Raw genomic sequence first — 12,306 nt, forward strand, 5'->3', positions numbered from 1 at the left:
GCCAGCAGCAGCGGCGCATCGGCCGGGAGCGCGCAGGCGAGGTCCATGCCGGCGGCGCCGGGGGTCGCATAGGCGGGCAGGGGCAGGCCGGCGGCGTGGGGCAGGCGCTGGATCTTCACGGAAGGCGATGTCACGGATGGGTTCCCGAGAGTTCGGCGGCGATGCGGGCGACGAGGTGGCGGGCAACCTCCGCCTTGGTGGCCGAGGGCCAATCCTCCACGCCGGCGGCGGTGACGAGGTGCACGGTGTTGCTGTCTCCGCCCATGATGCCGGTGGCGGGGGACACGTCATTGGCGACGATCCAGTCGCAGCCCTTGCGCAGGCGCTTGTCGCGCGCATGGGCCACCACCTGCTCGGTCTCCGCCGCGAAGCCGACCACCAGGCGCGGGCGCAGGGTGTGGTGGCGCGAGACCGAGGCGAGGATGTCGGGATTTTCCACCAGCGTCAGGGTGGGGGCGCCACCGCCGTCCTTCTTGATCTTCTGCTCCGACGCGTCCGCCACCCGCCAGTCGGCAACCGCCGCGGCGAAGACGGCGGCGTCCACCGGCAGGTTCTCCTCCACGGCGGCCAGCATGTCGCGGGCGCTCTCCACGTGGATCACCCGCACGCCCGCGGGGTCCGCCGCCTCGGCCGGGCCGGAGACCAGCACCACCTCGGCGCCGGCGGCGCGCGCGGCGGCGGCGATGGCATGGCCCTGCTTGCCGGAGGAGCGATTGGCGATGTAGCGCACCGGGTCGATGGGCTCGTGGGTCGGGCCGGAGGTGACGAGGACGCGGCGGCCGGCGAGCAGTTGCGACGCACCGCCGTCGAAATGGGCCTCGATGGCGGCGAGGATCTCCATGGGCTCCGCCATGCGGCCCTCGCCGAACTCACCGCGTTCGGCCATGGCGCCCGAATTGGGGCCGACCACCGAAACCCCGTCCGCCTTGAGCTGGGCGACGTTGCGGCGGGTGGCGGGATGCGCCCACATGCGCGGGTTCATGGCAGGGGCGACGAGCACCGGCTTGTCGGTGGCGAGCAGGCAGGTGGTGGCGAGGTCGTCGCCGAGGCCGTGCGCCATGCGGGCCAGAAGATCGGCGGTGGCCGGCGCCACCACGAGGAGGTCCGCCTCCCGTGACAGCCGGATATGGCCGATGTCGTGCTCGGCCGTCAGATCGAACAGGTCGGTGAACACCCGCTCGCCGGTGATCGCGCCCACCGACAGCGGCGTCACGAATCGCCCGGCCGCCTCGGTCATGATGGCGCGGACCGTGGCGCCGCGCTCCTTCAGGCGGCGCGCCAGCTCGAGGCACTTGTACGCGGCAATGCCACCCCCGATGAGGAGGAGGATGCGCTTGTCCTTCAGCATCGGCGGCTCCCTTGGCGTCGCTCCCGGCGTCGTCCTGCCGCAGTACAGCACGCAATGGTCGCCATGCAACGCGCCCTGCTCCCGAGCGGGAGCCCGCGGAGGCATCCCGGTGCGAATTCTGATCCGTGCAGCCCAGAGTAGTTGCGGGGTGTATCGCTACCCGAAATTACATTCCCGGCGTCTCCGACCTGTCGAGCCGTGGCAACGTAAAGAAACGCGCGAAGAAAATCGTTACCGGCGGTACGATTACCCGCCGCCCGCGCGCCTCGCGTGCTGGCGCAGGGCGGAATTGACCATTAGAATCTGTCACATGAGAGGTATCACGGGGCAGGTCGGGAACTTGGACGGGGCTGGAGGCGTTGGGGACGCTCGTCTCAGCGCGTTTGGCGGCGAGTTCGTCGATCCGGCCACGGAGCAGCAGTTTCGTGCCGCCTGTCTGGAAGAGGCCCGGCGCCACGGGCGTTTCCTGTTCGCCGCCTCTGTGATTCTCAACGCTTTGTTCCTGCTGAGCGACTGGCGATTCGCCGGGACGGGGCATTTCGTGGTGGCGGTGAGTGCGCGCTTCGTGGTCGTCGCGCTGTCGCTGCTCTGCCTGGTGGCGGTTCAGGTCGCGACCACGCCGGGACGGATGACCGCCATCTACCTCGTCTGGCTCTGGGGCATATCGGCGGCCATCGCGGTGCTGGTGAGTTCGCACAGCGACCTCGCCCTGTTCGTGGTGATGCTGCTGCCGACGGTCTTCTATCTGGCCGTTCCCCTGCCGTTCGGCTGGCTTGTCTCCAGCGGCTTCGGGGCGAGCGCCCTGTTGCTGTTCGGCTATCTCGACCGTTCGACGGGCTGGCAAATGGCGGTGGGCCTCGCCCTCGCCGTCGCCGTGCTCAACACCATGCTGGCGCTCGTCGCCGGCCGAGCCAACCGTACGGAGCGGCGTTTCTGGTCGGTGGTCCGGGCGGAGCGGGAGGCGAACGAGAAGCTGCGCGCCAGCGAGGACATCCTGGAGAACACCTTCGAGGCCGTGCCCATTCCCCTGGTGGTGGCGCGGCTGGAGGACGGCCGGTACATCAAGTCCAACGAGGCCGCGCGGCGCTTCTACGGCGGGACCTTCGACCTGCCCGATGCCGGCGGCCTGTGGGACGCGGCGCTCGGCGGCAAGGATGCCCAGTCGCTTCGCGACCGCCTGCGCCGCGACGGCATCGCCACCGAGTTCGAAACCACGGTGACGCTCGCCGATGGCGAGGAGCGACAGGTGGTGCTGGCGGCCGCGGTGACGCCCTCCGGCCCCTCGTCCAATCTCGTCGCGGCCCTGGTGGACGTCACCGACCGCCGCGCCGCCGAGCGGCAGGCGCGCTATGCGGCGAGCCACGACGCCCTCACCGGCCTGCCCAACCGGGCCGCCTTCCACGAGGGGCTCGAGGCCGCGCTCGCCCGGCGCAAGCCCGGGCAGGGCATCTGCGTGCTGCTGATGGATCTCGACGGGCTCAAGGACGTCAACGACACCCTGGGCCACGATGCCGGCGACGCGGTGCTGATGGAGACGGCGCACCGGCTCGACGCCCTCGTCGACCAGCCGGCCCTGATCGCCCGGCTCGGCGGCGACGAATTCGTCTGCGCCGTCGAGGGGCCGGACCCGGTGGGGCTCGGCCGGCGCCTCGCCCAGAGTCTCCTCTCCGAGCTGCGCCGGCCGCTGCTGCATGCGGGCCGGCACTTCACGACGCGCGCGAGCGTCGGCATCGCGGCCTGTCCCGAGCACGATTGCACCTATGGCGAGCTGATGAAGGACGCCGACCTCGCCCTCTATGCCGCCAAGCAGCAGGGCCGCAACCGCGTGGTCGTCTACGCGCCGGCCATGCGACAGGCGGTGCTGGAGCGGGTGGCGCTGAACCGGGCCATGATCGGCGCCCTCGCCGATGACGAGATCGTGCCTTACTACCAGCCCAAGGTGTCGCTCATCACGGGGCGCCTCGCCGGGGTTGAGGCGCTGGTGCGCTGGCGGCGCTCTCCGCACAGCATCCTCTCGCCCTCCGCCTTCGAGGCCGCGCTCTCCGACCCGGAACTCGCGGTGCTGATCGGCGAGCGCATGGTGCGCCGGGTGGCGAGCGACGTGCGCAGCTGGATCGAGCTCGGCTACGATTGCGGCCGCGTCGCCATCAACCTCGCGCCCGCCCAGTTCACCAACCGCGACCTCGCGCCCACCCTGCTGCGCCAATTCCACGCCGCGGGCGTGGAACCGTCCCATTTCGACGTGGAGATCACCGAGACCGTCTTCCTCGGGCGCAGCTCCGACCATGTGGCGCCGATCCTCGACGAGCTGAACCGCGCGGGCGTGCGCGTGGCCCTCGACGATTTCGGCACCGGCTACGCCGGCCTCATCCACCTCAAGCAATTGCCCATCGATACCATCAAGATCGACCAGAGCTTCGTGAAGGACATCGAACGCGATGCCTTCGACACCGCCATCGTCTGCGCGGTGATCGAGCTTGGCCGCAAGCTCGGCATGCGGGTGGTGGCCGAGGGGCTAGAGACGGCGGGACAGGCCCGGTTCCTGCGCGACAACGGGTGCGAGCTGGCGCAGGGCTTCCTGTTCTTCCGCCCGCTCGCTGCGCCCGAGATGACCGCTCTCCTGCGGGCCGAGCGTCCGGACACGGCCGCCGCCCGCCTCGCCTTGTTCGAGGCGCGCTGAGCGTGGGGTGACTGAAGGGGACGCCGGACCCCTGTCCTTTACGCTGCACTGCGAAAGGCATTGTGAGGAAAGTTGCGGCAAGTAGAGGGCCGGTGATTTCGCAGCGCGAAATCTTTTTGCCGGCGAGACGGCCAATTCGTCCCTTCTCTGACAAGCAGGCGCCCGATGGCCGCCGCAAATGGCCAAGTTGTCGCAGCAAACGCGACAATTGACGTGGCCGTGCTCAAACAAGCATCAAATCTTGCCCTCACCTTGGGCACGACATGCGAATGAAACTAAATCAAAGTGTCGCTAATCAGACAAAAATGGGTGGGGACGGTGCCTGGGGTGATGGAGAGAGCACCATGGTTCAGCAGGAAGCGTTGCAAATCGAGCGCGAGCAGCCTCGACATCATGTGCCCCTCGTTTCACTGAGCGACGTGGCTCTGACCGGGATCTACGAGATCTCGAAGATTCTGACGGCCCCGAATCGCCTCGAAACCACGCTGTCGAGCGTGGTTAATCTTCTGTCGTCCTTCATGCAGATGCGTCATGGCGTCATTTCGCTGCTGGAAGATGACGGCATTCCCGACATCACCGTCGGCGGCGGCTGGAACGAAGGCACCGATGCGCGCTACCGCGCGCGCCTGCCGGAGAAGGCCATCGGACAGGTGATCGCCACCGCCGTGCCGCTGATCGCCGAGAACGTCGCCTCCCACCCCGCCTTCAGCGAGGCCGATGCGCAGGCGCTCGGCGCCAGCGAGGACACGCGCGTGTCCTTCATCGGCGTGCCGATCCGCGTCGCGTCCCGGGTCATCGGCACGCTGACCATCGACCGCGTGTGGGACGGCCGCTCCGTGTTCCGGCTCGATTCGGATGTGCGCTTCCTCACCATGGTGGCGAACCTCATCGGCCAGACGGTCCAGCTCCATCGCGTCGTCTCGCGTGATCGCGAGCGGCTGATGGCGGAAAGTGGCCGCCTGCAGAAGGAATTGTTGGAGCTGAAGCCGTCCACCGTCGGCCGCGAGCGCAAGCGCGTCTATGTGGACGGCATCATCGGCGACAGCCGCGAGATCCGCGGGCTGCTCGACAAGATCATGATCGTCGCCAAGTCCCATTCGCCCGTGCTGCTGCGCGGTGAATCGGGCACCGGCAAGGAACTGATCGCGAAAGCCATCCACGAGCTCTCGCCCCGCGCCAAGGGGCCGTTCATCAAGCTCAACTGCGCCGCGCTGCCCGAATCCGTTCTGGAATCCGAGCTGTTCGGCCATGAGAAGGGGGCCTTCACCGGCGCCGTCGGCGCGCGCAAGGGCCGCTTCGAGCTTGCCGACAAGGGTACGCTCTTCCTCGACGAGATCGGCGAGATTTCCCCCGCCTTCCAGGCCAAGCTGCTGCGCGTGCTGCAGGAGCAGGAATTCGAGCGGGTCGGCGGCAGCCACACCCTCAAGGTGAACGTGCGCGTCGTCGCCGCCACCAACCGGAACCTCGAGGAGGCGGTGGCCAAGAACGAGTTCCGCGCCGACCTCTATTACCGCATCAGCGTCATCCCGGTGATCGTGCCCTCCCTGCGCGACCGGCGCGGCGACATCCCGCTCCTGGCCAACGAATTCCTCGACCGCTTCAACCGCGAGAACGGCCGCGACCTGCACTTCAATCAGGACGCCATGGACGTGCTGATGGGCTGCGGCTTCCCGGGCAATGTGCGCGAGCTGGAGAATTGCGTGCAGCGGACCGCCACCCTGGCGCAGGGCGGCAACATTGTCGGCGACGACTTCGCCTGTCGTCACAACGAATGCCTGTCGGCGCTCCTGTGGCGCAGCCCGGCGGACGCGCCGCAGACGCGCCGCCCCATGGAAATCCCCCTCCCGGTGATGCCGCCGCTTTCCGCCATCAGCAGCGAGGCGGCTAATTCCAACACGGTGCCGCGCCTGCCACCGCTGACCGTGCCGGTTCCCGTGTCCGCGCCGGCCATGCCGGTGCGGGCGGCCGACGCGGACGAGGAATTGTCCGAGCGCGAACGGCTGGTGGATGCGATGGAGCGGGCCGGCTGGGTTCAGGCCAAGGCCGCGCGCCTGCTCGGCCTCACGCCGCGCCAGATCGGCTACGCCCTCAAGAAGCACGACATCGAGATCAAGCGCTTCTGATTGGTCCCAGCCGCGGGTCTCGGCCCCGGCAGCACCTGCACCGACAAAGCCCTCTCCGCCCGGCGGGGAGGGCTTTTTCGTGCCGGCTGGACGCGGCCGGCGATCAGGCCCGGCACCCCGGACACAGGACGCGCGCGCTGTCGCACTTGCGACACCTTGTCGGGTGAACGACAGCGCTCCGAGACTCCGGCCCAGAAGAATAACAATTAAAAATCAAAGTGTTGCCCGATGGCACGTTGCTTGAAAGAGGGGTTGCGCCTGCCAATCTGCACAGTGCGGAGCTAGCCCATGGCCTACAAGATCGTCGCGTCCCAGTGCACCGTCTGCGGTGCCTGTGAGTTCGAGTGCCCGAATGCTGCCATCAGCCTCAAGCGGGACATGTATGTGATCGACCCCAAGAAGTGCACGGAGTGCGAGGGGCATTTCGACAAGCCCCAATGCGCCGTGGTCTGCCCGGTGGAGAATACCTGCGTCCCGGCATGATCCCCGGCGCTGCGGCGGGGATGCCGGCCCGATCGGTTCCGCACGGACCCATCCCTGCTGGTCCCGGCGGGCATTCCCTCCACCGAATACGAGATCGGAGCCGTCCGGGCTCCGCTCCTCACCCCCTGCGCGCGGTGCCCGGCGCCGCAGCCTGACAGTTGAACGGAGGACCAGATGGCGGCCGTACAGGACACAGTCGAACAGGTTCGCTCCATCGACGTCGACCAGTACAAATACGGATTCGAGACCAACATCGAATCCGAGAAGGCGCCGAAGGGCCTTTCCGAAGAGGTGATCCGCTTCATCTCGGCCAAGAAGGAAGAGCCGGAGTGGATGCTGCAGTGGCGCCTCGACGCCTACGCCCGCTGGCTCACCATGCAGGAGCCGGAGTGGGCGCGCGTCAGCTACCCGCAGATCGATTTCCAGGACCTCTACTATTATTCGCAGCCGAAGAAATTCAAGGCGCCGAAGTCCCTCGACGAGGTCGATCCGGAAATCCTGAAGACTTATGAAAAGCTCGGAATTCCGCTGCGCGAGCAGGTGATTCTCGCCGGCGTCGAAATCCCCGAGGGCGAGCGGCCGAAGATCGCCGTGGACGCGGTGTTCGACAGCGTCTCCGTGGCCACCACCTTCAAGGAGGAGCTGAAGGCCGCGGGCGTGATCTTCATGCCCATCTCTGAGGCCCTGCGCGAGCATCCCGATCTGGTGAAGCAGTATCTGGGCAGCGTGGTGCCGGCGACCGACAATTACTATGCGACGCTGAACCAGGCGGTGTTCTCGGACGGCTCGTTCGTCTACATTCCGCCGGGCGTGCGCTGCCCGATGGAGCTGAGCACCTACTTCCGTATCAACGAGAAGAATACGGGCCAGTTCGAGCGCACCCTCATCATCGCCGACAAGGGCTCCTACGTCTCTTATCTCGAAGGCTGCACCGCGCCCATGCGCGACGAGAACCAGCTGCACGCCGCCGTGGTGGAGCTTGTCGCCCTCGATGATGCCGAGATCAAGTATTCCACCGTCCAGAACTGGTACCCCGGCGATGCCGAGGGCAAGGGCGGCATCTACAATTTCGTGACCAAGCGCGGCGACTGCCGCGGTAAGAATTCCAAGATTTCCTGGACGCAGGTGGAGACCGGCTCGGCCATCACCTGGAAGTATCCGAGCTGCGTGCTGCGCGGCGAGGGCTCTTCCGGCGAGTTCTATTCCATCGCCATTTCCAACGGCCGCCAGCAGGTGGATTCCGGCACCAAGATGATCCATCTCGGCAAGAACACCACGAGCCGGATCATTTCCAAGGGCATCTCGGCCGGCAAGTCCAACAACACCTATCGCGGCCTCGTCTCGGCCCACCGCAAGGCGGCCGGGGCCCGCAACTTCACCAATTGCGACTCGCTCCTCATCGGTGACCTCTGCGGCGCGCACACCGTGCCGTATATCGAGGCCAAGAACCCCACGGCGCAGTTCGAGCACGAGGCCACCACCTCGAAGATCTCGGAAGACATGCTGTTCTACTGCATGCAGCGCGGCCTCTCCCAGGAGGATGCCGTCGCGCTCGTGGTGAACGGCTTCGTCCGGGATGTGCTCCAGCAGCTTCCCATGGAGTTCGCCGTCGAGGCGCAGAAGCTCATTTCCATCAGCCTGGAAGGCAGCGTCGGCTGACGCGCCTTCCGTCCCATCGTTCAGGTCGCGTCGCCGGGCAACAATAACCAGAGGATCTTCACCATGGCTCCCCTTCTCGAAATCAAGGACCTCCATGCCGAGATCGCTGGGGGGCGCAAGATCATCAACGGGATGAACCTCACCATCAATCCCGGTGAGGTGCACGCCATCATGGGGCCGAACGGCGCCGGCAAGTCCACCCTCTCCTATGTCCTCTCCGGCAAGCCGGGCTACGAGATCACCGGCGGCGAGGTCATCTTCCGGGGCGTGAACCTGCTCGATCTGTCGCCTGACGAGCGCGCGGCGCAGGGCCTGTTCCTCTGCTTCCAGTATCCGCTGGAAATCCCCGGCGTCTCCAACATGGCGTTCCTGCACACGGCGGTGAACAGCCAGCGCAAGAAGCGCGGCGAGGTGGAGCTGACCTCCCCCGAGCTGGTGCGCAAGGTGCGCGAGCTGGGCAAGACGCTCGGCATCGACGCCGACATGCTCAAGCGCCCGGTGAATGTGGGCTTCTCCGGCGGCGAGAAGAAGCGCAACGAAACCCTGCAGATGATGCTGCTGGAGCCCTATTTCTGCGTGCTGGACGAGGCGGATTCCGGCCTCGACATCGACGCGCTCAAGGTGGTCTCCAACGGCGTCAACGCCCTGCGCTCGCCCGAGCGCTCCATGCTGGTGATCACCCACTACCAGCGCCTGCTCGATTACATCGTGCCGGACGTGGTGCATGTGTTCAACGCCGGCCGCATCGTCCACACCGGCGGCAAGGAGCTGGCGCTGGAGCTTGAGGCCACCGGCTACGCCCAGTACCAGAGCGAGGCCGCGTGATGGCCGCGCCAGCTCCGGCACTCGTCCGCCCCATGAAGACCGGCGCCGAACTGGCGCTGGCCGAGACCTTCGCCGCCGTCCGCGCCAGCCTGCCGGGCGGCCCCGACGTGGCGGCCCAGCGCACCGCGGCCTTCGACACCTTCGCCGATGCGGGCCTGCCGCACCGTCGAGTGGAAAGCTGGAAATACACCGACCTGCGCGCCCTGATGCGCGACGCCAAGCCCCTCGCGCCGCTGCCGGATGCGGATGCCAAGGCGAAGGCCGTGGCCGCCGGCAGCCTGTTCTCGACGCTCGGCTTCCGCCGCCTCGTGGTGGTGAACGGCACCTTCGTGCCCGAGCTGTCGGACCTCGCGGATCTGGAGCCCGGCCTCACCATCGCCTCCATGGCGGATGCGCTGGCTGAACCCGCCGGCCTTCCGGCGAGCTACCTCGGCCGCACGGTCGCCTCGTCGGATGCCGTGCTCGCCCTCAACACGGCGCTCATGGGCGACGGCGTGGTGGTGCATGTGGCCGCCGGCGCAGCTGTCACGCGGCCGGTGGAGCTGGTGTTTGTGACCACGGCCGAGACCCCGGTCGCCGCCTTCACCCGCTCGCTGGTGGTGGTGGAAGATGGCGCCCGCCTTTCCCTCGTCGAGAGCCACGAAGGGCCTGCGGGCATCGCCTATCAGGTCAATACCGCGCTGGAGCTGGTGGTGGGCGCGGGCGCGACCTTCGAGCGCGTCAAGGTGACGACCGAAGGCAGCGACGCTGTGCATCTCGCCACCATGCTGGCGAAGGTGGCGGCCGATGCCAGCTTCTCCAACACCTTCTTCACCACCGGCGGCGCCGTGGTGCGCAACCAGCTTCTGCTGCATCTCGCGGGCGAGAATGTGAAGGCCCATATGGGCGGCGTGAGCCTGCTCGCGGGCAAGCAGCACGCCGACACCATGCTCTCCGTCGATCACGCGGCGCCGGCCGGTGAGAGCCGGGAGTCCTTTCGCGCGGTGCTGGACGGCGCCTCGCAGGATATCTTCCAGGGCAAGATCGCCGTGCGCCAGGCGGCGCAGAAGACCGACGCCCGCATGCTCAGCCGCGCGCTGCTGCTGACCGAGACGGCGGAATCCTGCAACAAGCCGGAGCTGGAGATCTTCGCCGACGACGTGCAGTGCGGCCACGGCTGCACGACCGGCACGCTCGACCAGCAGATCAAATTCTACCTGATGGCCCGCGGCATTCCCGCCAAGGAGGCCGAGGCGCTGCTCATCCAGGCCTTCGTCGGCGAGGTGATCGACGCCATCGGCGAGGAGGGCATCCGCACCGCCCTCGCCGAGGCGACGCGCGCCTGGCTGCTGGGACGGGAGTGAACCATGACCGCTCTTCACCCCGCGGTCTCGAACGGTTCCTACGATGTGATGCGCGTGCGCGAGGATTTTCCGATCCTCGACCTCAAGGTCAACGGCAAGCCGCTGGTCTATCTCGACAACGGCGCCTCGGCCCAGAAGCCGAAGGCGGTGCTCGACCGCATCCAGCAGGTCTACACCTCCGAATATGCCAACGTGCATCGCGGCCTGCACTATCTCGCCAATGCGGCGACCGAGGCCTATGAGGGCGGCCGCCATGCGGTGCAGCGCTTCCTCAATGCGGCGCGGCCGGAAGAGATCATCTTCACCCGCAGCGCCACGGAGGCGATCAACCTTGTCGCCGCCACCTTCGGCAAGATGCGGATCAAGGCGGGCGACGAGATCGTGCTCTCCATCATGGAGCACCACGCCAACATCGTGCCGTGGCACTTCCTGCGTGAGAACCAGGGCGCGGTGCTGAAGTGGGCGCCGGTGGACGACGAGGGCAACTTCCTCCTCGACGAATTCGAGAAGCTGCTCACGGACCGCACGAAGCTGGTGGCCATCACCCAGATGTCCAACGTGCTGGGTACCACCGTCCCGGTGAAGGAGGTGGTGAAGATCGCCCATGCGCGCGGCATCCCCGTGCTGGTGGACGGCTCCCAGGGCGCGGTCCATCTCGATGTGGACGTGCAGGACATCGACTGCGATTTCTACATCATCACCGGCCACAAGCTCTATGGCCCCACGGGCATCGGCGCGCTCTACGGCAAGTATGAGCATCTCGAGGCCATGCCGCCTTTCAACGGCGGCGGCGAGATGATCCGTGTGGTGCGGCAGGATTCAGTCACCTATGGCGATCCGCCCCACCGGTTCGAGGCGGGCACGCCGGCCATCGTGCAGGCCGCGGGGCTCGGGGCCGCGCTGGACTACATCCAGTCCATCGGCAAGGCGCGCATCCGTGCCCACGAGAACGAGCTGTGCCGCTATGCGCAGGAGCGGCTGGGCGAGCTGAACTCGGTGCGCATCATCGGCACCGCCAAGGAGAAGGGCGCCATCATCTCGTTCGAGATCGCCGGTGCCCATGCCCACGACTTTGCGACGCTGATCGACAATGACGGCATCGCGGTGCGTGCGGGCACCCATTGCGCCATGCCGCTGCTGGAGCGGTTCGGCGTCGCGGCCACCTGCCGCGCCTCGTTCGGCCTCTACAACACCCGCGAGGAAGTGGACCGCTTCGTCGCGGCGCTGAGCAAGGCGCAGGAGCTGATCGGCTGACGCCGGCGCCCACGGGCGCGGGGCCTCTGTTTTATGGACAGAAACGGGTCGGCTTTGCCGGCCCGTTTTGCGTTGGGCGGCCCCCGTCGAGGGGCAAGGTCGAAAATGCGACACGCGGCCCGGAACGGCGATTGTCGGCTTTCGACAGGGTGTATGGGCGGGGCTCGCAGTGTCCTGTTTCAAACAGCCCTAAACTGGCATGTCGGCCGCCAAAACGGGTGTGTCGGGTTCTGAACATGCCCGTCGGAACGCCGCAACATATTGATTTTATGCGATAAAAAATCCGAAAAATCGCTGGCACACTCGTTGCTACTCCTCTGTCAGGCGCCAGGCTGCTGGCTGGTGGGCTCCGGAAGGGCCCCGTCCGCATCCGCGCCGGAGTGCAACGTCCCCGGGTCCGTCTGCGTGCCCCGCAGCGGTCCGGAGACCACCGAATCCTCGTTTGAAGGTTTCGAAGGAGAGCAAGATGGCTTCGCTGCGACAGATCGCGTTTTACGGCAAGGGTGGCATCGGCAAGTCCACCACGTCCCAGAACACGCTTGCGGCCCTGACCGAGCTTGGTCAGCGCATCCTCATCGTGGGCTGCGACCC

General features: G+C 67.1%; 9 protein-coding genes and 1 pseudogene. 8 read left to right on the forward strand and 2 right to left on the reverse strand.

The genetic code is table 11. The features are described from left to right. Together ACE3QW_RS22630 and coaBC are read right to left on the reverse strand one after the other, a co-directional pair. Positions 1-134 (reverse strand): annotated as a pseudogene (locus ACE3QW_RS22630) (dUTP diphosphatase); the annotation flags it as partial. Further along, entirely contained in the window at positions 131-1,348 is a 1,218-nt protein-coding gene (gene coaBC, locus ACE3QW_RS22635; RefSeq protein ID WP_374254178.1) for a bifunctional phosphopantothenoylcysteine decarboxylase/phosphopantothenate--cysteine ligase CoaBC, read from the reverse strand. The gene coaBC and the pseudogene ACE3QW_RS22630, both read right to left, overlap by 4 nt. A 340-nt stretch (positions 1,349-1,688) precedes the next feature. On the opposite strand from coaBC, the gene ACE3QW_RS22640 reads away from it, so the two are divergent. The 8 genes from ACE3QW_RS22640 to ACE3QW_RS22675 form a co-directional block, all read left to right on the forward strand. Continuing rightward, on the forward strand, positions 1,689-4,028 hold the full coding sequence (locus ACE3QW_RS22640; protein ID WP_374254180.1) for a putative bifunctional diguanylate cyclase/phosphodiesterase: 2,340 nt from the start codon (positions 1,689-1,691) through the stop codon (positions 4,026-4,028). A gap of 344 nt (positions 4,029-4,372) precedes the next feature. Beyond that, positions 4,373-6,151 carry a nif-specific transcriptional activator NifA gene (gene nifA / locus ACE3QW_RS22645; RefSeq protein ID WP_029555940.1) on the forward strand — a complete coding sequence of 593 codons (1,779 nt, stop codon included), beginning with the start codon at positions 4,373-4,375 and terminating at the stop codon, positions 6,149-6,151. A gap of 288 nt (positions 6,152-6,439) precedes the next feature. Then, complete coding sequence (locus ACE3QW_RS22650; protein WP_029555939.1) at positions 6,440-6,634, forward strand: 4Fe-4S binding protein; 195 nt, start codon at positions 6,440-6,442, stop codon at positions 6,632-6,634. A 174-nt stretch (positions 6,635-6,808) separates the two neighbouring features. Further along, a complete protein-coding gene (gene sufB / locus ACE3QW_RS22655) occupies positions 6,809-8,293 on the forward strand; it encodes a Fe-S cluster assembly protein SufB (RefSeq protein ID WP_024281077.1) in 1,485 nt (494 codons plus the stop codon). A 63-nt stretch (positions 8,294-8,356) separates the two neighbouring features. Continuing rightward, complete coding sequence (gene sufC / locus ACE3QW_RS22660; protein ID WP_029555938.1) at positions 8,357-9,118, forward strand: Fe-S cluster assembly ATPase SufC; 762 nt, start codon at positions 8,357-8,359, stop codon at positions 9,116-9,118. Next, complete coding sequence (gene sufD, locus ACE3QW_RS22665) at positions 9,118-10,461, forward strand: Fe-S cluster assembly protein SufD (protein WP_374254183.1); 1,344 nt, start codon at positions 9,118-9,120, stop codon at positions 10,459-10,461. Before sufC ends, sufD begins: the two co-directional genes overlap by 1 nt. A gap of 3 nt (positions 10,462-10,464) precedes the next feature. Beyond that, positions 10,465-11,715, forward strand: coding sequence for a cysteine desulfurase (locus tag ACE3QW_RS22670; RefSeq protein WP_374254185.1), 1,251 nt, complete (start codon positions 10,465-10,467; stop codon positions 11,713-11,715). A gap of 466 nt (positions 11,716-12,181) precedes the next feature. Further along, on the forward strand, positions 12,182-12,306 hold a 125-nt coding region (locus tag ACE3QW_RS22675), incomplete at its 3' end, for an ArsA-related P-loop ATPase (protein ID WP_374250495.1).

The sequence above is a fragment of the Xanthobacter sp. genome, from assembly GCF_041911315.1.
Lineage (GTDB): Bacteria > Pseudomonadota > Alphaproteobacteria > Rhizobiales > Xanthobacteraceae > Xanthobacter > Xanthobacter aminoxidans.

What these genes read in the sequence shown, in the direction of transcription:
- ACE3QW_RS22670 (WP_374254185.1), top strand. Translation starts at nt 10,465, where the DNA reads ATGACCGCTCTTCACCCCGCGGTCTCGAACGGTTCCTACGATGTGATG.
- sufD (WP_374254183.1), top strand. Translation starts at nt 9,118, where the DNA reads ATGGCCGCGCCAGCTCCGGCACTCGTCCGCCCCATGAAGACCGGCGCC.
- sufC (WP_029555938.1), top strand. Translation starts at nt 8,357, where the DNA reads ATGGCTCCCCTTCTCGAAATCAAGGACCTCCATGCCGAGATCGCTGGG.
- sufB (WP_024281077.1), top strand. Translation starts at nt 6,809, where the DNA reads ATGGCGGCCGTACAGGACACAGTCGAACAGGTTCGCTCCATCGACGTC.
- ACE3QW_RS22650 (WP_029555939.1), top strand. Translation starts at nt 6,440, where the DNA reads ATGGCCTACAAGATCGTCGCGTCCCAGTGCACCGTCTGCGGTGCCTGT.
- nifA (WP_029555940.1), top strand. Translation starts at nt 4,373, where the DNA reads ATGGTTCAGCAGGAAGCGTTGCAAATCGAGCGCGAGCAGCCTCGACAT.
- coaBC (WP_374254178.1), bottom strand. Translation starts at nt 1,348, where the DNA reads ATGCTGAAGGACAAGCGCATCCTCCTCCTCATCGGGGGTGGCATTGCC.